Consider the following 21,399-nt stretch of genomic DNA (forward strand, 5'->3'; position numbering starts at 1 on the left):
ACAGGGGTGAAAGGAAAACCGGAGCGGCCGCCTCAGCTGGCCCACGGTGGGCTGTAGCGCACCTTCAGCGTGCGCACGGCGGGATCGGCGCGCAGCGCCTCCATCAGCTTGGAATCGATGCGCACCGCGCTCTGCCCGGAGACATCAAGCATGCCGGCCACGCCGCCCTGCGGGCCCTTCAGCAGCAGGTCCAGGCGCAACGGGGTGCGCCCCGGGCGATGGCGGTCGAGCAGGGCGTCGATGCGTTCCCAGACCGGGCGCTGCTGGCGCAGGTCCAGGCGCAGCGACAGCCGGGTGGCGTAGTTGGCGCAGACTTCGTCGAAATCCCAGACTTGGCGGATGCGCAGCGCGAAGCCGCCGTTGAACTCGTCCTCGCGCAGGCCGCCCTTGACCACCAGGATGCGGTCCTTGGTCATCAGGTGGCCGAACTCGGCCATCGCGTCGGAGAACGCGCTGCACTCGACGCGGCCACGACCGTCCTCGAGCTGGATGAAGATCTGGCTTTCGCCCTTGCGGCGCACGCCGACCACCTGGCCGGCCAGCACCGTCTGCACTTCCGGGCGCCAGCGCTTTTCGCCGCCGCCGCCGCCGCTGTTGGCGCTCCAGATCTTCTCCACCGAGCCCAGGTCGTTGCCCACCAGGTCGCGCACATCGTCGCGCCACGGATCGAACGGGTGGCCGCTGAGGTAGAAGCCCAGCGTGTCGCGCTCGCCGTTCAGGCGCTGCAGCAACGGCCATTCCTCGGCCTGGGGCAGGTCCAGCTGGATCGTGGTTGCACTCGGGTCGGGGCCGCCGAACAGCGAGTTCTGGCCGGACGCGCGTTCGCGCGCCATCTGGTCGGTGGCCTTGATCACCTCCGGCAGCTGCAGCATCAGCGAGGCTCGGTTGTGGCCGAGCTCATCCAGCGCGCCGCAGTTGATCATCGCTTCCAGCGTGCGCCGGTTGAGCTTGGCCGAGCCGACGCGCGTGCAGAAGTCGAGCAGGTCCTTGTACTCGCCCCCCTTCAGGCGCTCGTCCACCACCGCTTCGCAGGCACCCTGGCCAACGCCCTTGATCGCGCCCAGGCCGTACTGGATGGTGTCCGGCGTCACCGCCTCGAACATGAAGGCCGACTGGTTCACTTTCGGCGGCAGCACGGTCAGGCCGAGGTTGCGCACCTCGTCGAGGAAGCCGACCACCTTGTCGGTGTTGTCCAGGTCGGAGGACAGCGTGGCCGCCATGAACTCGGCCGGGTAATGGCGCTTCAGCCACGCGGTCTGGTAGCTGACCAGCGCGTAGGCAGCGGCGTGCGACTTGTTGAAGCCGTAGCCGGCGAACTTCTCCATCAGGTCGAAGATCGCATCGGCCTTGGCCTCGTCGACGCCGTCCTTGGCCGCGCCTTCGCGGAAGATCTCGCGGTGCTTGGCCATTTCCGCCGGCACCTTCTTGCCCATCGCGCGGCGCAGCAGGTCGGCGCCGCCCAGCGAGTAGCCGCCGACGATCTGCGCCATCTGCATCACCTGCTCCTGGTACACCATGATGCCGTAGGTGTCCTTCAGGATCGCTTCGGTGCGCGGATCGGGATAGATGATTTCCTCCTGGCCGTGCTTACGCGCGTTGAAGGAGGGAATCAGGTCCATCGGGCCGGGGCGGTACAGCGACACCAGCGCGATCAGGTCTTCGAAACGGTCGGGGCGCGCGTCCTTCAGCAGGCGGCGCATGCCCGAGGATTCGAACTGGAACACCGCGCCGGTATTGCCGTTGGCGAAGATGTCCTTGTAGGTGGGCGTGTCGTCCAGCGGAATCGCGGCGATGTCCACCGGCGGGATGCCGGCGCGCTCATGGCGCTTGTTGATCGCCTTCACCGCCCAGTCGATGATGGTCAGCGTGCGCAGGCCGAGGAAGTCGAACTTCACCAGGCCCACTTCTTCCACGTCGTTCTTGTCGAACTGGGTGACCGGGTTCTTGCCGAGCCCGTTCTCGTCATGTTCGGCGTACAGCGGACAGAACTCGCTCAGCGGCTCGGGGCCGATCACCACGCCACCGGCATGCTTGCCGGCGTTGCGGGTGAGGTCTTCCAGCTGCAGCGCCAGGTCGATCAGGTCGCGGACATCGTCCTCGGTCTCGTAGCGCTGGATCAGCTCCGGCGAGGCCATCTCCGAACTGGGGCCTTCCTTGCCCTTTCCCAGCGCATCCTTCAGGTGGATGCCGAGGATGTTCGGGATCAGTTTGGAAACGCCGTCGACCAGGCCGTACGGGAAACCCAGCACGCGGCCGGAGTCGCGCACCACCGCCTTGGCGGCCATGGTGCCGTAGGTGATGATCTGGCTGACGCGTTCGCGCCCGTACTTGCGCGCGACGTAGTCGATCACTTCGTCGCGACGATCCATGCAGAAGTCGATGTCGAAGTCGGGCATCGACACGCGTTCCGGATTGAGGAAGCGCTCGAACAGCAGGTTGTACGGCAGCGGGTCCAGATCGGTGATCTTCAGTGCCCACGCCACCAGCGAACCGGCACCCGAACCACGGCCGGGGCCGATCGGAATGCCCTGGTTCTTGCCCCACTGGATGAAGTCGGCCACGATCAGGAAGTAGCCCGGGAAGCCCATCTTGATGATGGTGTTGAGCTCGAACTCCAGGCGCTCGAAGTACTCTTCGCGGGTCTTGCCCGGCGCCAGCGGATTCTTCTCCAGGCGTTCTTCCAGGCCATCGCGCGACATCTTCTGGATCCAGGTGTCCAGGGTCTCGTCGTCGGGCACCGGGTAGTTGGGCAGGAAGTAGGTCCCCAGCCGCATCTCGATGTTGCAGCGCTCGGCCAGCGCCAGCGTGTTGTCGATCGCATCGGGGATGTCGGCGAACAGCGCACACATCTCCTCGGCCGACTTCAGGTACTGCTGGTCGCTGTACTCGCGCGGGCGCTTGGGGTCGTCCAGCACGCGGCCGGTGGAGATGCACACGCGCGCTTCGTGCGCGCTGAAATCCGACGGCGACAGGAAGCGCACATCGTTGCTTGCCACCACCGGCAGGCCGCGCTGGCCGGCGGCCATCAGCGCGAACTGGTTGAACGTTTCCTCGCCTTCGCGGCCGGTACGGGTCAGTTCCAGGTGCAGGCCATCGCCGAACACGCGCTGCCAGTCGGCCAGCTGCTGCTCGGCCAGCTCATGCTTGCCGTCCAGCGCCAGCCGCCCGGCCAGGCTCTGACGCCCGGCCAGCGCGAACAGGTTGGCATTGCCGGCCTTCAGCCAGTCCGGGTGCACCGCGACGCCGCCCTCCGGCCGATGACCTTCCATCCACGCACGGGTCAGCAGCCGCGACAGGCTCAGGTAGCCCTCGCGGTCGCGGCACAGCAGGGTCATCCGCCACGGGTCCTGGCCTTCCTCGGCGATCAGCACGTCGGCGCCGGCGATCGGCTTGATGCCCACGCCTTCGGCGGCCTTGTAGAACTTGACCAGGGCGAACAGGTTGTTGAGGTCGGTCACCGCCAGCGCGGGCAGGCCGAGCTCGACCGAGCGCGACAGCAGGTTGGCCTGCTTGGCCTTCTTCGGGTCGGCCTGGTCCGGCTTGGCCGGCACACGGATGGTCGAGTCCGCCAGCGAGAACTCGGTGTGGACGTGGAGATGTACGAAGCGGGAGTTGGACATGCCGGACCAGGTTGGAGCGCGCGGGCCCCGGGTGCCGACGGGGGAAATCGTCGCCGGGGTCGGGAAGCGCTGGAGTGCCCGGTCAGGGTAGCGAGGGCAGGGGGGCGCGACAAGCTCTTGACATGCCTCGGAAGAATGCCGGGTTCAGGCCTACCGGAGGTCGTTTCCTGTAGAGCCGAGCCCATGCTCGGCTCTACATCTGCCGCAGGCTCAGGCGATGGCCGATGCCTGCGGCGCTTCCAGGCATTCACGTACCGGCGCGAAGCTGCGGCGGTGCTCGCCGCAGGGGCCGTGTTCACGCAGCGCGGCCAGGTGGGCCGGGGTGCCATAGCCCTTGTGCTGCTCGAAGCCGTACTGCGGGTGACGAGCGTGCACGTCCTGCATGTAGCGGTCGCGCGAGACCTTGGCCAAGATCGAGGCGGCCATGATCGCGCGGTCGATGCCATCGCCGCCGATCAGCGCCTGTGCCGGCAGCACCAGCCCCTTCGGCACCACGTTGCCATCGATGCGGGCGAAGCCGGCGACATGGGCCACGGCGGCGACCACCTCGCGCATGCCCTGCAGTGTGGCCTGGTAGATGTTCAGGCGGTCGATGGTGTCCACGTCGACCAGCACCACATGCCAGGCCAGGGCCCGCTCGATGATGCGGTCATGCAGCTGCTCGCGGCGTGTGGCGGTGAGCTGCTTGGAATCGTCCAGGCCATTGATGCGCGGCCGCGATGGATCGAACACCACCGCCGCCACCGCGACCGGCCCCGCCAGCGGTCCACGGCCGGCCTCGTCGACGCCGGCGATCAACCGCTCCGGCTCGACCACGGCCGCACCATCGAACAGGGCCAGGCTGGCCGTTGCCGCGTGGCGACGGCTCATGCGGCTGCCCGATCGCGCATCAACAGCTCGCCAACGGCGTCGGCGGCCCGTGCCGAGGCGTTGCGGCGCAGGCGTTCATGCAGGCGCGCATAGGTGCCCTGCAGGTCGGCCGCGCGCTGCGGATGGTCGAACCACTGCTGGATGGCCGCCGCCAGCTTGTCCGGCGTGCAGTCGTGCTGCATCAGCTCCGGGGCCAGGTCCTGGCCGGCCAGGATGTTGGGCAGCGCGAAACGGTCGACCTTGATCAGGCCCAGCGCCTTGACCAGGCGGTAGGTCAGCTCGTTGACGCGGTAGCCGACCACCATCGGGCGCTTGACCAGCATCGCTTCCAGCGTGGCGGTGCCCGAAGCCAGCACGACCACGTCGGCGGCGATCATCGCGTCGCGCGCCTGTCCGTCGAGTACATGCGAATAGGCCACCGGCAGCGCCGAGCGTGACAGCTGTTCTTCGATCAGCTGCCTGCACGCCGGGTTGGCGGCCGGTACCACCACATGCAGGCCCGGGATGCGTTCGGAGACCTGCCAGGCGGCTTCAAAGAACGGTTCGCCCAGGCGCGAGATCTCGCCCAGCCGGCTGCCCGGCAGTACCGCCAGCACCTTGGCCGAGGTCGGCAGGCCAAGCGCGGCACGGGCCTCCTCGCGGTTGACCTGCAGCGGGATGTCGTCGGCCATCGGGTGCCCGACGAAACGCGCATCGATGCCATGCCTGGCATAGATCGGCGGCTCCATCGGGAACAGGCACAGCACCAGGTCGGCGCTGTTGCCGATCTTCTCGGCGCGCTTCTCGCGCCAGGCCCAGACCGAGGGGCTGACGTAGTGCACGGTCTGCACGCCGCGCTGCTTGAGCCAGCGCTCGATGCCAAGGTTGAAGTCGGGTGCGTCGATGCCGATGAACACGTCCGGCTGCCATTCCAGTGCACGCTGGCGGAACGTGGAGCGCAGCTTCAGCAGGCGTGGCAGGTGGCGCAGTACTTCGGTCAGGCCCATCACCGCCAGCTCACTGGCATCGTGCCAGGTCTGGCAGCCCGCGCTGCGCATGGCATCGCCACCAATGCCGGCGAATTCGGCGTTCGGGAACCTTGCTTTCAGTTCACGCACCAGGCCCGCACCCAGCAGATCGCCGGAGGCTTCGCCGGCCACCAGTGCAATCCGCAACGGTCGCTCGCTGAGCACCCGCTGCGCAGGAACGCTGCCAGCCATCGAAGCCAGCGCAATCACGGCGGCGCCGGCCGGCGCCTGGCCGGTCGTGCTGCTCATCGCAGCAAGGGCCTCTCGGCATGCTCGATGAAGTCCAGCATCGCCTTCACATCGTCGCTGTCACGCGCCTGTTCGGTCAGCTGCACCTTGGCCTCGGCCAGCGGCAGGCCTGCCACGTACAGGGTGCGGTAGGCACGCTTGATGGCCGAGATGCGCTCGGCATCGAAACCGCGGCGCTTCAGGCCCTCGCTGTTGATGCCGCGCGGGCGGCCGAGCGAATCGGTGCCGACCATGGTGAACGGCGGGACGTCGCCATTGGTCAGCGCACCCATGCCGAGGAAGGCATGCGCGCCGATGCGGCAGAACTGGTGGGCACCGGCGAAGCCGCTGATGATCACGTAGTCGCCCACGGTGACGTGGCCGGCCAGGGTGGTGTTGTTGGAGAACACGCAGAAGTTGCCGACATGGCAGTCGTGTGCCACGTGCGTGTAAGCCAGCATCCAGTTGTCGTTGCCGATGGTGGTCACGCCGCCGCCGCCGCCGGTGCCGCGGTTGACGGTGACGAACTCACGGAACACGTTGCGGTCGCCGATCACCAGCTCGGTGCGCTCGCCGGCAAACTTCTTGTCCTGCGGCTCGCCACCGATGGCGGCGTGGCCGACGAAGCGGTTGTTGCGGCCGATCCGGGTCGGGCCATGGATGCTGCAATGGGGGCCGATCACCGTGCCGGCACCGATGTCCACATCGGCACCGATCAGGGTGAACGCGCCCACCTGTACGTCATCGGCCAGGCGCGCGGCCGGATCGATGACGGCGGTCGGGTGGATCCGGGGTACGTTGTCAGTCATTCCTGCCTCCAGTGATCAGCCCTTGGCGCCGGCGCACATGACTTCGGCCGAGGCAACGACTTCGCCGTTGACCTTGGCTTCGCCGTAGTACCAGCCCATGTTGCGGATCAGGCGCTTCATCTGCACATCCAGCATCAGCACGTCGCCGGGGACGACCTGCTTGTTGAAGCGGGCGTTTTCCACCTTGACCATGTAGAACAGCGTGGACTGCGAGTCACGGCCGAGCGTGAGCTGGGTCATCACGCCACCGGCCTGGGCCAGCGCTTCGATGATCAGTACGCCAGGCATGATCGGGCGGCCCGGGAAGTGGCCCTGGAAGAAGGGCTCGTTGATGCTCACGTTCTTCTGCGCCAGGATGCGCTTGGCCTCGATGTCGAGCTCAAGCACCCGGTCGACCAGCAGGAACGGGTAACGGTGCGGGAGCAGTTCCTGGATCTGGCAGACGTCGATAGGAAGCTGCAGCGTGTCGTTCATTCTTTCTCCTTGCCAGCGGCCAGGACGCGGCGAGCCAATGCGTCCAGCTGCTTGAAGCGCGCGGCGTTCTTGCGCCACGTGCGGTTGTCGGTCAACGGGGTGCCGGACGAGTACTCGCCCGGCTCATGGATGGAGTTGCGGACCACGGACTTGCCGGTGATCACGACCTTGTCGCAGATCTCGAGGTGGCCGACCACGCCGACGTGGCCGCCGAGCAGGCAGTAACGGCCGATCTTGGCGCTGCCGGCGATGCCGGTGCAGCCGGCGATGGCCGAGTGTGCGCCGATCTGCACGTTGTGGGCGATCTGCACCAGGTTGTCCAGGCGGACGTCGTCGTCCAGCACCGTGTCTTCCAGCGCACCGCGGTCGACGCAGGTATTGGCGCCAATCTCGCAATCGTCGCCGATGCGCACGCCACCCAGCTGCGGCACCTTGATCCACTTGCCGGCGTCCATCGCCAGGCCGAAGCCATCGGCGCCGAGCACGGCACCGGGATGCACGCGCACGCGCTTGCCGAGCCTGACCCGGGTGACCAGGGTGACCCGGGCGATCAGCTCGCAGCCAGTGTCGAGGCTGCAGTCTTCACCGATCACGCTGCCGGTGCCGATGATGCAGTTCTCGCCGACCACGCCGCGCGCGCCGATGGAGACGAACGGGCCGATATGGGCGCTGGCTGCAACCTGGGCGGTGGGATCGATGACGGCGCTGGGGTGGATGCCCGGCGGCCGTGTCGGCGCGATGTCGAACAGCGCGGCGATCTTGGCAAAGGCCGTGTACGGGTCCTTGGCCACAAGCGCGGCGCCCGGGGCGGCCTCGGCGTCGTCGGCACGCAGCACCACCAGCGAGGCCTGGCTGTCGGCCAGCTGGGCGCGGTAGCGCGGATTGGAGAGGAACGTCAGCTGGCCAGGACCGGCATGGGCGAGGGTGGCCACGCCATGGATGGCGGTGGCGGGGTCGCCATGGACCTGCAGGCCGAACTGCTCGGCGAGTTGCTGGGCGGTGTAGGTGGGAGTATTCACGGCGGGAGTTTAACGTGTGACGCCATTGCGGTCATGCGGGGGGCGAGGACTTGGCGCCTGCCTGGTACGAGCGGGAGGCGGCGGGTGGCCCTGGCCAGGACACGCAAAAGCCCCTCCATGGTGCTCGATGGCGCCATCCATGGCGCCAACGGTCCTGTCCAGGGCCACCCGCCGCCTCTGGACAGTTCCCTGCGAGCGCGGCCAAAAGCCTGTCCCGTGCAGTGTCATCTGCATCAACGAAAACGCCGGGCAGAGCCCGGCGCTTCGCACCCCGTCTGGTGGAGAGCCCCCCTTCTGTTAAGGGGGGCGCGCCGACGGCGCGGGGGATAGGTGAAATGCGGGGGCAATTCACCGGAAGTGGATCAGTTCTGAGGAACAAAGTTCCTCAGAACTGGCCACCGAACGTGAATTGCAGACGTTCGATCTTGTCATCGTCTTCCTTCTTCAGCGGGAAGGCGTAGCTGATCGAGATCGGGCCGACCGGGGCGCGCCACAGCAGGGCGACACCGGTGGAGACGCGCAGTTCGTTGGCCTTGAAGTTCTTGGTGCCGTTGTAGACGTTACCGAAGTCGACGAAGGCCGACACGCGCGCCGACGGGCTGTCGAACAGGCGTGGGAAGTAGGCTTCGACCGAACCGACGGTCTTCAGCGAACCACCCAGCGGCTGGCCTTCCGGATAGCCATTGGTGACTTCGCGCGGGCCCAGGGTGTTGTCTTCGAAGCCACGTACCGAGTTGGTACCGCCAGCGTAGAAGTTCTCGAAGAACGGCAGGCCACTCGCGGTGACGGTGCGGGTGGTGCCGTCCGGGTTGGTCAGCGTGCGGGTGTAGTCATTGCCATAGGCATCGCCGTAGCCCACTTCTGCACGGGTGTTGATCACCAGCGACGGCATGATCGGCCAGTACTTGCTGATCTGGTAGTTCAGCTTGTAGTACTCGATGGTCGAACCCGGCAGCGTGGCTTCCAGGCCGACGCGCTGATAGGTACCGCGGGTCGGCATGAAGTAGTCGTTGCGCGAGTCGCGTGCCCAGCCCAGCTCGGTGCGCCAGGCATGGAAGGTGCGCTGGCCGACCGCGTTGATGTAATCGATGATCGATTGCGGGGTCGAGCCCTGGTAGGTGGTGATCTGGTTGCTGTCGATGCCGAACATCAGCGAGACGGTGTCGGTCTCGGTCAGCGGCACGCCGAATACCACCTGCGCAGAACCATTGGTGCTGTTGTACTGCGCGGTGTTGAAGTCGGAGTAGTCCAGCTCGCGCCAGGACAGGTTGTAGCCCAGCGACACGCCGTCATCGGTGAAGTACGGGTTGGTGTAGCTGAAGCCATAGCGCTGCAGGTAGCTGCTGCGCGAGGCTTCGACCGACACGCGGTTGCCGCCGCCGAGGAAGTTGTTCTGCGACAGCTGCACCGAGGTGGTCATGCCGTAGGACTGCGAATAGCCCAAGCCGAACACGAAGCTGCCGGAGGTGGTTTCCTTGACGTTGTAGACGACGTCGACCTGGTCGTTGCTGCCGCTGACGGCCGGGGTTTCGACGTCCACCGACTCGAAGTAGCCCAGGCGCTGCAGGCGGATCTTGGAGCGGTCGATCGCGGCCTGCGAGTACCAGCTGTTCTCGAACTGGCGCATTTCGCGACGCATCACTTCGTCGGACGTGCGGGTGTTGCCACGGAACAGGATGCGGCGCACCGACACGCGCGGGCCCGGCACGACCTGCATGTTGATCGCCACGGTCTGGTCGGGGCGGTTGGTGGTCGGGATCGGGTTCACCTTGGCGAACGCGTAGCCGATGTTGGACAGCGAGTTGGTGATGGTGTCCGAGCTGAATTCCAGCAGCGCACGCGAGAACGTGTCGCCGGACTTCTGGATCACCATGCGCTCGACGTCCTCCTGCGGGAGGATGGTGTCGCCGCTGACCTTGATCTCGGAAATCTTGTACTGCGCGCCCTCGGTCACGCCGGCAGTGAGGAACATGTCGCGCTTGTCGGGGCTGATCGAGACCTGGGTCGAATCGATGCTGAAGTCGACGTAGCCGCGGTCCAGGTACCAGGAGTTGAGCTTTTCCAGGTCGCCGGACAGCTTTTCCTTGGAGTACTGGTCGTCACGGCGGTACCACGACGCCCAGTTGTGCTCCTTGGACTCCCAGGTTTCCAGGATGTCCTTGCTCTCGAACTTCTCGGTGCCGACCAGGTTGACGTGACGGATCTTGGCCGCCTTGCCTTCCTTGATGGCGATCGCGATGTCCACGCGGTTGCGGTCCAGCGGGCTCACGGTCGGGGTGATCTCGACAGTGTACTTGCCACGGTCGTTGTACTGGCGACGCAGCTCCTGGGTCACGCGATCCAGGCTCAGGCGGTCGAAGGTGCCGCCTTCGGTCAGGCCGATGTCGGACAGGCCCTTCAGCAGCTGCTCGGACTTGATGTCCTTGTTGCCGGTGACGGTCAGCTTGTTGATCGCCGGGCGTTCCTTGACCGTCACCACCAGGATGTTGCCCTGGCGGTCCAGCTGCACGTCTTCGAAGAAGCCGGTCTTGTACAGGGCGCGGATGGTCTCGCCGACCTTGTTGTCGGTGATGGTCTCGCCACGTTCCACCGGCAGGTAGGTGAACACCGTGCCCGAGCTGATGCGCTGCAGGCCATCGACGCGGATGTCGCTGACAGTGAAGGGCTCGGCTGCCTGGGCCAGGGCGGGAGCGCCGGTGACGGCGGCGAGGGCGAGGGCCAGCAGGCGGCGATTGGGGAGTCGCGTCATGTCACGTCCGGTAGGAAGGTCGATTTCATTGGTGCGGGATGCCGACGCTGTAGACGGCAACAACGTGGAAAAGTTCATCGCGGGACCAGGCCGAGGATGTCGTTGTAGAACGCCAACCCCATCAGCCCGGCCAGCAACGCCAGGCCGATGTATTGGCCGGCGGCGATGGCACGCTCGCTCAGCGGGCTGCCCTTGACCAACTCGATAAGGTAATACAGCAGGTGGCCGCCGTCCAAGATCGGGATCGGCAGCAGGTTGATGATGCACAGGCTGAGGGACAGCAGGGCCAGGAACTGCAGGAACCAGTCGAGGCCGCGTTTGGCCGAGACATTGGCCACGCGGGCGATGGTGACCGGCCCGGAAACGTTCTGCAGCGAGGCTTTGCCGGTGACGATGCGGCCCATCATGCCCAGCGAGTCGGCGGCCAGGCGGCCGGTTTCGCGAACGGCCACGGTCACCGCGTCGAGCGGCCCATAGCGCAGCAGGGTGTCGTAGGCGGGGCTGTAGGTGGTGGGGAAACCGACGCCGATCTGCCAGACCGGGTTGCCCTTGCCATCCTTGCCCTGGCGCGGTGTCACTTCCAGCGCAAGGCGTTCACCGCCGCGCAGGACCTCGATCATGCCCGGTCCACCGGCGCGGCCCAGGGCCTGGATTTCGCCAATGACCTGATCGACGCTGTCGATGCGCTGGCCGTCGATGGCCACGATCAGATCGCCCGGCTGCAGCTGTCCGGCCACCGCCGAATCGGCGGTCAACGAGTCGACCAGCGCCGGCTGCAGCCAGGATTGCCAGTACAGGCCGGCCAGGATCGGCACCCGTCGTTCATCGAAGCCAGCCGGCAGCTGCGACAGCGGCAGGGTGCGCACGCGCACCTGGTCGGCGGGATCGAGCACTTCCAGCGTCACGTCGCGGCGGTCCATCGCCGCCGCGGTCAGTGCCATGCTGGCGTCGCCGAGCGTGACCACCTGACGGTCATCCACCCGCAGCACACGGTCGCCGCTGACCAGTCCGGCCGTGGCGGCGATGCCGCTGACCCGGCCGATGGTCGGCGAATAATCCTGCTTGCCGATCACGAACATCGCCCACAGCAGCAGGATGCACAGCAGCAGATTGGCGATCGGACCGGCAGCGACAATCGCGATGCGCTGCCAGACGGTCTTGTGGTTGAAGGCCTGGCCGCGCTCGTGCGGATGGACTTCGACCTCGCGCTCGTCGAGGAATTTCACGTAGCCGCCCAGCGGAATGGCGGCGATGGCGAACTCGGTGCCGTGCCTGTCGCGGCGCGACCACAGCGGGCGGCCGAAGCCGACCGAGAAGCGCAGGATCTTGACCCCGCACAGGCGGCCGACCCAGTAATGCCCGAATTCGTGGAACGTGACCAGCAGCCCGAGGCTGACAATCATCCACCAGACCGATCCGATGAAGTCAGTCATGCAGGGTCACAGTGGTGGGCAGAGGCGGCGTCGTCATGCTGGGCGAGGCGGTCGTTCAGGCGGCGTCGATGGCGTTCAGGGTCAACTGGCGTGCCCGCTGGTCGGCGGACAACAGGATCTCCAGTGTATCGGCTGCTTGGGTCGGCAGTGTTGAAAGAGCGTTAGCAACCAGCTCCGGGATGGTCAGGAAACCGATCCGGCCCTGAAGAAACGCTGAAACCGCCTCTTCATTGGCGGCGTTCAGCACCGCCGGTGCGGTTCCGCCCGCCTGCATCGCCTGCCAGGCCAGGGCCAGGCAGGGGAACGCGTCGGTGTCCGGGGCCTCGAAATCCAGCCGGCCCTGGGCCAGCAGATCCAGCCCGGCCACGCCCGACTCGATGCGCTGCGGCCAGCCGAGGCCGACCGCAAGCGTGGTGCGCATGTCCGGCAGGCCCATCTGCGCCAGGGTCGAGCCGTCCACGAACTCGACCAGCGAATGCACCAGGCTCTGCGGGTGCACCAGCACCTCGATGCGCTCGCCGGGCACCGCGAACAGGTGATGCGCCTCGATGACTTCCAGGCCCTTGTTCATCAACGTCGCCGAATCGACCGAGATCTTCGGGCCCATCGACCATTTCGGGTGGGCCACCGCCTGTGCCGGGGTGACCTGGACCAGCTCGGCGCGGCTGCGGCCGCGGAACGGGCCACCGGAGGCGGTCAGCAGGATCCGGCGCACGCCGGCCCCCTCGATGCTGGCATCGCGCGAGCGCAGGCATTGGAAGATCGCGCTGTGCTCGCTGTCGATCGGGATGATTTCGGCGCCGGCCCGTTCGGCGGTGCGGGTCAGCAGCTCGCCGGCCAGCACCAGTGATTCCTTGTTGGCCAGCAGGATGCGCTTGCCAGCCGCGGCGGCGGCCAGGGTCGAGGACAGTCCAGCGGCGCCGACGATGGCCGCGACCACGGTGTCGCAGGCATCGCTGGCGGCCAGCTGGTCCAGCGCGGCAGCACCCGCATGGGCCTCGGTGGCCAGGCCAGCCTCGCGCAGGCCGTCGCGCAGCCCGGCGTACAGAGATTCGTCGGCGATCACCGCGTGCTCGGGCTGGTGCTGGCGGCACAATGCCAGCAGCGCCTGCAGCTGGCGGCCGGCAGCCAGCACGGTCGCCCGGTAGCGCTGCGGGTGGCGGGCGATCACATCCAGCGTGGAGGCACCGATCGAGCCGGTGGCGCCGAAAACAGCGACCCGGCGCAGGTCTGCAGCAGCATTCATGGTCAGAACCCGAAGATTTCCTTGCCCAGCGCGAACACCGGAACGGCGGCGAGGACGCCGTCGACACGGTCGAGCACGCCGCCATGGCCCGGAATCAGGTGGCCGGAGTCCTTGGCACCGGCGTGGCGCTTGATCAGGCTCTCGAACAGATCGCCCAGCACCGACGCGAACACCGCCACCACCGAGGTGATCAGCAGGCCCGGCAGGTGCGCGACGTCGATGCCCGCCAGCCAGCCCAGGCCCACCGCCACGGCAACACCGGCCAGCAGGCCGCCGAACAGGCCTTCCCAGGTCTTGTTGGGGCTGATGCGCGGGGCCAGCTTGTGCCTGCCGAAGCGTCGGCCGGCGAAATAGGCGCCCGAATCGGCTGCCCAGACCAGCGCCAGCGCGGCCAGCAGCCACAGGTGGCCCTGCTTGCCCGGCGGATCGCCACCGGCATGGATCAGCACCAGTGCGGCCCAGGCCGGCACAATGGCGAGGGTGCCGGCCAGCATCTTCACGATCCGCGAAGGCGCCGACGGCTGTGCGCCGAAGTTGAAGAAGCGCAGCCAGACCAGTGCGGCCAGCCACCAGGCGACACCGGCCAATGTAGTGATCTGGAACAGCACCAGTGTGCTGCCATCGGCCCACACCAGCAGCACCATCAGCAGCAGGTTCAGCACCAGCAGCACGGTACGCGCCAGGGTGTCTTCGATGCCGGCCAGCTTCAGCCACTCCCACAGGCCGATCAGCAGCACGGCGGCGGCGGCGGCGGCCAGCCATTGCGTCGGCAGCAGCAGGATCGCGGCAATGGCCACCGGCGCCATGATCAGCGCGGCGAGTACTCGGGTCTTGGTCATGGGCTGGAGGTCTCGGTGGCCAGTGCGGCGATCTGGGCGCTGGTCAAACCGAAACGACGCTCGCGGCTGGCATAGGCGTCCAGCGCCTGTTGCAGCAGCTCGGCGTCGAAGTCCGGCCACAGGGCCTCGGTGAACCACAGCTCGGTGTACGCCAGCTGCCACAGCAGGAAGTTGCTGATGCGGGTATCGCCGCCGGTGCGGATGAACAGGTCCGGGGCCGGCAGGTCGGCCAGGGCCACCTGGCTGCCCAGCAGCGATTCGTCGATCTGTTCGGGCAGCAGGCGGCCGGCGGCAACTTCAACGGCCAGGGCGCGCGCGGCACGGGCGATATCCTGGCGGCCACCGTAGCTGGCGGCGATCGACAGGGTCAGGGTGGTGTTGTCGGCAGTACGCTGCTCGGCCAGCTGCATGCGGCTGACCAGTCCAGCACCGAAGCGCTCGCGTTCGCCAATGAAGCGCACGCGCACGCCACGCCGGTGCAGCTCGTCCACTTCACGGTCGAGCGCGCCGAGGAACAGCTTCATCAACGCATCGACTTCTTCCTGCGGCCGGCCCCAGTTCTCGCTGGAGAACGCGAACAGGGTCAGCGCGGGAATGCCCAGTTCAAGGCAGCGTTCGATGGTGCGGTTGACCGCGCGCGCGCCGGCACGGTGGCCGATCACGCGCGGGCGGCGGCGCTGCTGCGCCCAACGGCCGTTGCCATCCATGATGATGGCAACGTGGCGGGGCAGTACAGCCGGCAACGGAGGCGGGACTGAAGGCATCGACTTCAGACCGACAGCAGTTCTTTTTCCTTCTCGGCGACAACCTTGTCGACGTCCTTGATGCTGCCGTCGGTGAGCTTCTGGATGTCGTCTTCGCCGCGCTTCTTCTCGTCTTCGCTGATCGCCTTGTCCTTGACCAGCTTGGCGATTTCCTTGTTCGCGTCCTGACGGATGTTGCGCACGGCGATCTTGGCGCCTTCGCCTTCCTTCTGCACCTGCTTGACCAGCTCCTTGCGGCGCTCTTCGGTCGGCGGCGGCATGTTGATGCGGATCGCGGCGCCCAGCGTGTTCGGGGTGAACTCGTGGTTGTACAGCCCCTTCTCGATTTCCTTGATCATGCTCTTGTCGAAGGGCGTGACCAGCAGCGAGTGGGCATCGGCGTTGGAGATCGAGGCGACCTGGTTCAGCGGGGTGCTGGCATTGCCGTAGGCATTGACCGTCACGCGGTCCAGCAGGGCGGGAGTGGCACGCCCGGTGCGGATGGAGGTGAGGGTGTGCTTCAGAGCGTCGATGCTCTTGGCCATGCGCGTCTGCGCGTTGTTCTTGATGTCGTTGAGCATCGCCCGGTCCTGGATGTATCTGGAATCGGGCGATTATAGGCGAATACGGGACGCTGCCGGGCCTGGATCGGCCCGGTTGTCGCCTCGCGCTCAGGCTCAGGCCTGATCGCGGCCCTGGACCAGGGTGCCGATGTTCTCGCCGTTGAGGATCTTCAGCAGCTCGCCCGGCTGGCCCATGTCGAACACGCGCATTGGCAGGTCGCTGTCACGGGCCAGGGCGAAGGCGGCGGTATCCATCACTTCCAGGCCGCGGCGGATCACTTCGTCGTAGCTCAGGCTGTCGAAGCGCACCGCGTCGCTGTGCTTGTTCGGGTCCTTGTCGTACACGCCATCGACCTTGGTGGCCTTCAGCAGCAGGTCGGCGCCGATCTCGATCGCGCGCAGGGCAGCGCCGGAATCGGTGGTGAAGAACGGGCTGCCGACGCCGGCGGCGAAGATCACCAGGCGGCCCTTTTCCAGGTGGCGGATGGCGCGGCGGCGGATGTAGTCCTCGCACACGTCGTTGATCTTGATCGCGCTCATCACGCGGGCCTTGGCGCCCAGCTTCTCCAGGGCGTCCTGCATGGCCAGGGCGTTGATGACCGTGGCCAGCATGCCCATCTGGTCGCCGGTGACCCGGTCCATGCCGCCAGCGGCCAGGCCGGCACCGCGGAAGATGTTGCCGCCGCCGATCACCAGGGCCACTTCGGCACCGGCCTGCTGGGCTTCGATGACCTCGCGGGCCAGGCGGTTGATGATCTTCGGGTCGATGCCGTAGTCCTCATCTCCCATCAGCGCCTCCCCGGACAGTTTCAGAAGGATGCGGCGATAGGCGAGCTTGGACATGGGGACCTCGGGTGCGTGGAAATCGCGGGCGATTCTACGCGCATGCAGCGTCCTGCCAAAGTGTTTTGTGCACTGCGGCGCAAAATTCCGGCGTTTGCCCCGGTCAGCCGGGGCTCCCCGTTCAGCCCAGCTCGGCGCCAGCGGTCGCCGACAGCTCGTCGTGGCCAAGAGCGCCAGGGGAGCGGGCGATCACCCGGTTGCGGCCGAGATTCTTGGAGCGGTACAGGACGTCGTCGGCCGCGCGCAGCAGGTCCTGCACGTCGGCGAAGCGCTCGTAGCCGCCCTGGGTGGCCACGCCGGCGGAGAAGGTGACGAACAGCGGGCCGCCTTCCAGCTCGGCCATCGGCGTGGCGACGATGTTGGCCAGCACCCGGCGGATCACGTCCAGTGCCACGGTTTCGCTGGTATTGGGCAGCAGCGCGACGAACTCCTCGCCACCGAAACGGGCCACGGTGTCGCTGTTGCGCAGCTGGCCCTGCAGCTTGCCGGCGAAGGCGCGCAGCACCTCATCGCCGGTCAGGTGGCCATGCGCGTCGTTGATCTTCTTGAAATCGTCCAGGTCGATGAACGCCACCGACAGCGGCCAGCCCTGGCGGCCGGCGCGCAGGAACTCCTGCTCGAGCACCGCTTCCAGCTGGCGGCGGTTGAGCACGCCGGTCAGCGCGTCGCGGTGGGCCTGGTCGGCCAGGCGCTTGGCCCGGGCTTCGAATTCGTCGGCGCGGCGGCGCGCCTGGTCGGCATCCTGCAGTTCGCGCAGGTTGCGCAGGGTGGCCAGCTCCTGTGCGTGGTCGATCAGTTCACGCACGCGCGAAGGCGAGTTCAGCCCGGCCTCGAACAGGCTGGCGATGTCCGGCAGGGCCTCGCTGATGCGGGCCAGCACCTGGTCGAAGCGGGCGCTGTCCAGTTCAAGGTGGTCGTGCACCTGCTGCAGGGCGCGTTCGCGGGCGGTGTCGGCATCCTCGTCCAGCCAGATGTCGGCGACGGCGCCGGACAGCTGCACGCACGCCTGGAAGGGTGATTCGACCGCGTCCTGGTCCTCGCTGTGGCTGATGCTCTCCACCAGATAGCGCGGCAGGCCCCATTGCTCGGCCACCCAGGCGCCGACGTCGGCATGGCTGCAGCCCAGCTCCTCGCGCTCGCGCGCGACCAGGTCGGTGTTGTCGCGCGCTTCGCGCAGCAGGGGCAGGTAGCGTTCCGACTCGGCCTGGGCCAGGCACAGCACGCCCAGGTCCTGCAGCAGGCCGGCCAGCATCAGTTCCTCCAGGCGGCGCAGGCCGCGCGCCTGACCCAGCTGGCTGGCGGCCAGGGCGCTGAGGATGCTGCGCTTCCAGGCGCGCTGGCGCAGGTCGTGACCTTCGCCACTGCCACCGGTCAGGCCCTGGGTGACGGTGAAGCCAAGGGCCAGGCTGATCGTGGCATTCAGGCCGAGCATGGTCAGCGCCTGGCCGAGGTTCTCGATCCGGCGCCGGCTGGCGTACAGCGGCGAATTGGCGATACGCAGCATGCGAGCGCTCAACGCCATGTCGATGGCGATGATGTCGGCGGCGGTGGCGATGTCCGCTTCCGGGTCCTGGGCCAGTTCGATGATGCGCAGGGCAATACCGGGTGGCGAAGGCAGGTTGCGGCAGAGCGCCAGGGCAGCTGTCAGCTCGGGAGGCATGTCGGGTCGTTCAATTCCATTGGGACAAGAATACCTAGGAATGCATCACAGTCCGCAATTTTCGTTCCTGCTAAATGACTGCGGTTTCCCTGCGCCGAGTATCGGCTTGATTGGTGCGCAACGCAAAGGCCCCTGGGCGCCGGTGTCGGTGTGCGCACCAACGGTGCGCACCCACAGGTGCGGTGGGCATAAAAAAAGAGCCGCGGTTTCCCGCGGCTCTTCTGGTCGCTTCACGGCCGGAGGGCTGGAATCAGACCTGCATCGCCTTGGCGACTTCGGCGGCGTAGTCTTCCACCACCTTCTCGATGCCTTCGCCCACGATCAGCAGCTTGAAGCCCGCCACGTCGGCGCCGGCGGCCTTGACCACCTGCTCGACGGTGGTGTCGCCCAGCACGTAGGTCTGGCCGTACAGGGTCACGTCGCTGACGATCTTGTTGATCTTGCCGCTGATGATCTTTTCCAGGATGTCGGCCGGCTTGGACTTGTCCTTCTCGGACATCTTCGCCAGTTCGATTTCCTTTTCCTTCTCGACGAACTCGGCCGGCACATCGGCAGCCTTGTTGTGCGGCGGCTTCAGCGCGGCCACGTGCATGGCCAGGCCACGGGCCAGCTCGACGTCGCCGCCGACCAGGTCGACCAGCACGCCGACCTTGCCGTTGGTGTGGACGTAGGCGCCGATGGTGTTGTTGCCATCCACCTTCACCATGCGACGGATCTGGATGTTCTCACCCAGGGTCTGCACGGCGGTGGCGCGGGCTTCTTCAACGGTGCGGCCATCGGCCAGCTTGGCAGCCTTCACGGCTTCGACGTCGTTGGCGCCCGATGCCAGGGCAGCAGCGGCGACGGCGTTGACGAAGGACTTGAAGTTGTCGTCGTTGGCGACGAAGTCGGTTTCCGAGTTGACTTCGACCAGCACGGCCTTGCCGCCATCCTGGGCCAGGCCCAGACGGCCTTCGGCAGCCACGCGGTCAGCCTTCTTGTCGGCCTTGGCAGCGCCGGACTTGCGCATGGCTTCAGCAGCGGCGTTGATGTCGCCGTTGGCTTCGGTGAGCGCCTTCTTGCATTCCATCATGCCGGCGCCGGTGCGCTCGCGCAGTTCCTTGACCAGGGAAGCAGTGATTTCCACGGGATTACCTCACGAAAGAAAGGGGTTGGGCCGGCATGGTGGCCGGCCCGTGTGACACGGTCCTGTCACGCGCCAAGGGCTGCGCGCAGGGAGGGTGGACGCCGGGCGTCCACCCCGGGGCCTGGATCAGGCCTGGGCGTCGTCGCCCTTCTTGGCGGCCTTCTTCGCCGGAGCGCGGCGGGCCGGCTTGTCTTCGCCTTCGGCAGCGGCTTCAGCGAACTCTTCCTCACGCACCGAGGCGGCGTGCGGAGCAGCAGCCTTGCCTTCCAGCACGGCGTCGGCCGCAGCGCGGGCGTACAGCTGCACAGCGCGGATGGCGTCGTCGTTGCCCGGGATGGCGTAATCAACCAGTTCCGGGTTGTAGTTGGTGTCGACCACGGCGATGACCGGGATGCCCAGCTTCTTGGCTTCCTTGATCGCGATGTCTTCGTGGCCGATGTCGATCACGAAGATGGCGTCCGGCAGGCGGTTCATGTCCTTGATGCCGCCCAGCGAGGCTTCCAGCTTGTCGCGCTCGCGACGCAGGCCCAGCACTTCGTGCTTGACCAGCTTCTCGAAGGTGCCGTCGGTTTCACCGGCTTCCAGTTCCTTCAGGCGGGCAACCGACTGCTTGACGGTACGGAAGTTGGTCAGGGTGCCGCCCAGCCAACGCTGGTTCATGAACGGCATGCCGCAACGCTCGGCTTCTTCCTTGATGGTTTCGCGGGCGCTGCGCTTGGTGCCCAGGAACAGGACGGTGCCGCGCTTCTGGGCCACCGACGAGATGAAGTTCATCGCGTCATTGAACAGCGGGACGGTCTTTTCCAGGTTGATGATGTGGATCTTGCCGCGGGCGCCGAAGATGTACGGAGCCATCTTCGGGTTCCAGTAGCGGGTCTGGTGGCCGAAGTGGACGCCGGCTTCCAGCATCTGACGCATGGTGACCTGGGGCATTGCAATACTCCTGATAGGGAACCAGCGATTCCGCCCGCGGGGATAGGTATGCGGGACGCGTGGAAGCGCGATCGGTTCCGGGGTTGGGCTTCCCTGTTGCCTCCGTGGCCGAACTCCTCGCGGAGCACCCCGGCACGGATGGGGGCAGCAGGTGTGGATTCACCGGTGACGTCCGGTGTGGACGGGTCCCGCGCACGCAGGCGGCAGGAATCCGGTCGATTATAGCCCGCCCGGTGCGCTCGCTGCAATTGCCGGGTCCGGCGTGGACAGCTCGACCACGCGGCCGTCCTGCAGGCGGGCCTGGAAATGGCCGCCGGCATAGCCGTGGGCATGGGGGGGCAGGGCCCAATGGCGCTCCTGGCCTGCCAGCACATAGCCGGCCAGGCCGGGCAGCAGTACGAGGCGCCGGCCATCGTCGGCAACGAAGGCGAGATCGTGCAGGCGGGCGTGCAGGGTACCCGTGTTGGTCAGTCGCAGGGTGGGGTGCGACGGTTCGAGGTCGACCTCGGACCGTAGCTGCGGCTGCGCCAGCGGCGCGGCATGCCCCCGGAACAGGGGCAGCGAGTAGCGCGGCAGCCCAGGCGCGCCGGGCGCGAGCACGACCCGGTAGGCCCGTTCGCCGGCAACGGGAGACGGCAGGCGCGGCAGCAGCCAGATGCGCTGGCGGGCGCCCGCCGGCAGGTCCAGCTGGACCGGGCTGGCCACGATCTGGTCGCTGGGGCGTAGTCGCTCGGCGTCCGCCTGCTGCTCCCAGGCCAGGATCCTCACCTGGCCCTGCCAGCGACCCGGGCCGGGGTTGTACAGCCACAGCGCGGTATGGCCGCCGTCGGCTGGCAGCTGCAGCGTGGTCGGCAGCAGGTCCAGCGCTGCGGCCGGCGGCGCCAGCAGCAGCGCCAGCAGGGTCAGCAGTGTGCGCATCAGTAGATGACGGTCACGGCGGGCGGCGCATCGTCGTCGGTGGCCGGCGGGGCAAGATCGCGGACCTGGGACGGCAGCTGCGGTGCATCGCTGCGCTGATGCGGGGATGGGCAGTGGTCGCCGCCGGTATCACCGCTGCAGGCCTCGACCACGGTCAGCCGGATCTGCACGGCACTGCTGCTGGGGTCGGCCCACGCGGGCGTACTGGCGACCAGCATCGCCCCGATCAGAAGTGCGCGAACCACCTGCCATCCCGTGTGTCGAAAGACTCGTTGCGCGGTATCGGCCGGATCGGCCGGATCTGTAGGTGGGGGGCCGA

Annotated in this window: 18 protein-coding genes; all 18 read right to left on the reverse strand. The window is 67.1% G+C overall.

Features of this window, described 5'->3' with window-relative positions:
- Window positions 1-32 precede the first annotated feature (32 nt).
- Window positions 33-3,620, reverse strand: a complete 3,588-nt coding sequence (gene dnaE, locus N440_RS04260; protein ID WP_133934200.1) for a DNA polymerase III subunit alpha — start codon at window positions 3,618-3,620, stop codon at window positions 33-35.
- 210 nt (window positions 3,621-3,830) lie between these two features.
- Complete coding sequence (locus tag N440_RS04265; protein ID WP_133934201.1) at window positions 3,831-4,490, reverse strand: ribonuclease HII; 660 nt, start codon at window positions 4,488-4,490, stop codon at window positions 3,831-3,833.
- Complete coding sequence (lpxB, locus tag N440_RS04270) at window positions 4,487-5,689, reverse strand: lipid-A-disaccharide synthase (RefSeq protein ID WP_239684269.1); 1,203 nt, start codon at window positions 5,687-5,689, stop codon at window positions 4,487-4,489. The genes N440_RS04265 and lpxB overlap by 4 nt, the downstream gene beginning before the upstream one ends.
- A 53-nt stretch (window positions 5,690-5,742) precedes the next feature.
- Window positions 5,743-6,534, reverse strand: a complete 792-nt coding sequence (gene lpxA / locus N440_RS04275) for an acyl-ACP--UDP-N-acetylglucosamine O-acyltransferase (RefSeq protein WP_133934202.1) — start codon at window positions 6,532-6,534, stop codon at window positions 5,743-5,745.
- 15 nt (window positions 6,535-6,549) lie between these two features.
- A complete protein-coding gene (fabZ, locus tag N440_RS04280; RefSeq protein ID WP_006426901.1) occupies window positions 6,550-7,008 on the reverse strand; it encodes a 3-hydroxyacyl-ACP dehydratase FabZ in 459 nt (152 codons plus the stop codon).
- Window positions 7,005-8,027, reverse strand: coding sequence for a UDP-3-O-(3-hydroxymyristoyl)glucosamine N-acyltransferase (lpxD, locus tag N440_RS04285; protein WP_133934203.1), 1,023 nt, complete (start codon window positions 8,025-8,027; stop codon window positions 7,005-7,007). Before lpxD ends, fabZ begins: the two co-directional genes overlap by 4 nt.
- A 385-nt stretch (window positions 8,028-8,412) precedes the next feature.
- Window positions 8,413-10,776, reverse strand: a complete 2,364-nt coding sequence (gene bamA, locus N440_RS04290; RefSeq protein WP_133934204.1) for an outer membrane protein assembly factor BamA — start codon at window positions 10,774-10,776, stop codon at window positions 8,413-8,415.
- A gap of 74 nt (window positions 10,777-10,850) precedes the next feature.
- Entirely contained in the window at window positions 10,851-12,209 is a 1,359-nt protein-coding gene (rseP, locus tag N440_RS04295) for an RIP metalloprotease RseP (protein WP_008264625.1), read from the reverse strand.
- 55 nt (window positions 12,210-12,264) lie between these two features.
- Complete coding sequence (locus N440_RS04300) at window positions 12,265-13,455, reverse strand: 1-deoxy-D-xylulose-5-phosphate reductoisomerase (protein ID WP_133934205.1); 1,191 nt, start codon at window positions 13,453-13,455, stop codon at window positions 12,265-12,267.
- A 2-nt stretch (window positions 13,456-13,457) separates the two neighbouring features.
- On the reverse strand, window positions 13,458-14,294 hold the full coding sequence (locus N440_RS04305) for a phosphatidate cytidylyltransferase (RefSeq protein WP_133934206.1): 837 nt from the start codon (window positions 14,292-14,294) through the stop codon (window positions 13,458-13,460).
- On the reverse strand, window positions 14,291-15,058 hold the full coding sequence (gene uppS, locus N440_RS04310; protein WP_133934207.1) for a polyprenyl diphosphate synthase: 768 nt from the start codon (window positions 15,056-15,058) through the stop codon (window positions 14,291-14,293). Before uppS ends, N440_RS04305 begins: the two co-directional genes overlap by 4 nt.
- A gap of 5 nt (window positions 15,059-15,063) precedes the next feature.
- Window positions 15,064-15,618 carry a ribosome recycling factor gene (gene frr / locus N440_RS04315; protein ID WP_008265041.1) on the reverse strand — a complete coding sequence of 185 codons (555 nt, stop codon included), beginning with the start codon at window positions 15,616-15,618 and terminating at the stop codon, window positions 15,064-15,066.
- 96 nt (window positions 15,619-15,714) lie between these two features.
- The gene (gene pyrH, locus N440_RS04320) at window positions 15,715-16,443 is read right to left on the reverse strand and encodes a UMP kinase (protein WP_006427124.1); all 729 of its coding nucleotides are present in this window, start codon (window positions 16,441-16,443) and stop codon (window positions 15,715-15,717) included.
- Window positions 16,444-16,564: 121 nt separating this feature from the next.
- Window positions 16,565-18,103, reverse strand: coding sequence for a GGDEF domain-containing protein (locus tag N440_RS04325; protein WP_008265479.1), 1,539 nt, complete (start codon window positions 18,101-18,103; stop codon window positions 16,565-16,567).
- Window positions 18,104-18,353: 250 nt separating this feature from the next.
- The gene (tsf, locus tag N440_RS04330; RefSeq protein WP_006427160.1) at window positions 18,354-19,229 is read right to left on the reverse strand and encodes a translation elongation factor Ts; all 876 of its coding nucleotides are present in this window, start codon (window positions 19,227-19,229) and stop codon (window positions 18,354-18,356) included.
- A 126-nt stretch (window positions 19,230-19,355) separates the two neighbouring features.
- A complete protein-coding gene (rpsB, locus tag N440_RS04335) occupies window positions 19,356-20,162 on the reverse strand; it encodes a 30S ribosomal protein S2 (RefSeq protein ID WP_006427162.1) in 807 nt (268 codons plus the stop codon).
- A gap of 219 nt (window positions 20,163-20,381) precedes the next feature.
- Window positions 20,382-21,080: a molecular chaperone gene (locus N440_RS04340; protein WP_133934208.1), complete on the reverse strand. Its 699-nt coding sequence runs from the start codon at window positions 21,078-21,080 to the stop codon at window positions 20,382-20,384.
- Window positions 21,080-21,298 carry a hypothetical protein gene (locus N440_RS04345; RefSeq protein ID WP_133935974.1) on the reverse strand — a complete coding sequence of 73 codons (219 nt, stop codon included), beginning with the start codon at window positions 21,296-21,298 and terminating at the stop codon, window positions 21,080-21,082. Before N440_RS04345 ends, N440_RS04340 begins: the two co-directional genes overlap by 1 nt.
- Between the last annotated feature and the right edge of the window lie 101 nt (window positions 21,299-21,399).

This window comes from Stenotrophomonas sp. CC22-02 (assembly GCF_004365115.1).
GTDB classification, from domain to species: domain Bacteria; phylum Pseudomonadota; class Gammaproteobacteria; order Xanthomonadales; family Xanthomonadaceae; genus Stenotrophomonas; species Stenotrophomonas forensis.

Coding starts and splice junctions, on each gene's coding strand:
- dnaE (WP_133934200.1), bottom strand. CDS start 3,620: ATGTCCAACTCCCGCTTCGTACATCTCCACGTCCACACCGAGTTCTCG.
- N440_RS04265 (WP_133934201.1), bottom strand. CDS start 4,490: ATGAGCCGTCGCCACGCGGCAACGGCCAGCCTGGCCCTGTTCGATGGT.
- lpxB (WP_239684269.1), bottom strand. CDS start 5,689: ATGGCTGGCAGCGTTCCTGCGCAGCGGGTGCTCAGCGAGCGACCGTTG.
- lpxA (WP_133934202.1), bottom strand. CDS start 6,534: ATGACTGACAACGTACCCCGGATCCACCCGACCGCCGTCATCGATCCG.
- fabZ (WP_006426901.1), bottom strand. CDS start 7,008: ATGAACGACACGCTGCAGCTTCCTATCGACGTCTGCCAGATCCAGGAA.
- bamA (WP_133934204.1), bottom strand. CDS start 10,776: ATGACGCGACTCCCCAATCGCCGCCTGCTGGCCCTCGCCCTCGCCGCC.
- rseP (WP_008264625.1), bottom strand. CDS start 12,209: ATGACTGACTTCATCGGATCGGTCTGGTGGATGATTGTCAGCCTCGGG.
- N440_RS04300 (WP_133934205.1), bottom strand. CDS start 13,455: ATGAATGCTGCTGCAGACCTGCGCCGGGTCGCTGTTTTCGGCGCCACC.
- N440_RS04305 (WP_133934206.1), bottom strand. CDS start 14,294: ATGACCAAGACCCGAGTACTCGCCGCGCTGATCATGGCGCCGGTGGCC.
- uppS (WP_133934207.1), bottom strand. CDS start 15,058: ATGCCTTCAGTCCCGCCTCCGTTGCCGGCTGTACTGCCCCGCCACGTT.
- frr (WP_008265041.1), bottom strand. CDS start 15,618: ATGCTCAACGACATCAAGAACAACGCGCAGACGCGCATGGCCAAGAGC.
- pyrH (WP_006427124.1), bottom strand. CDS start 16,443: ATGTCCAAGCTCGCCTATCGCCGCATCCTTCTGAAACTGTCCGGGGAG.
- N440_RS04325 (WP_008265479.1), bottom strand. CDS start 18,103: ATGCCTCCCGAGCTGACAGCTGCCCTGGCGCTCTGCCGCAACCTGCCT.
- rpsB (WP_006427162.1), bottom strand. CDS start 20,162: ATGCCCCAGGTCACCATGCGTCAGATGCTGGAAGCCGGCGTCCACTTC.
- N440_RS04340 (WP_133934208.1), bottom strand. CDS start 21,080: ATGCGCACACTGCTGACCCTGCTGGCGCTGCTGCTGGCGCCGCCGGCC.
- N440_RS04345 (WP_133935974.1), bottom strand. CDS start 21,298: ATGCTGGTCGCCAGTACGCCCGCGTGGGCCGACCCCAGCAGCAGTGCC.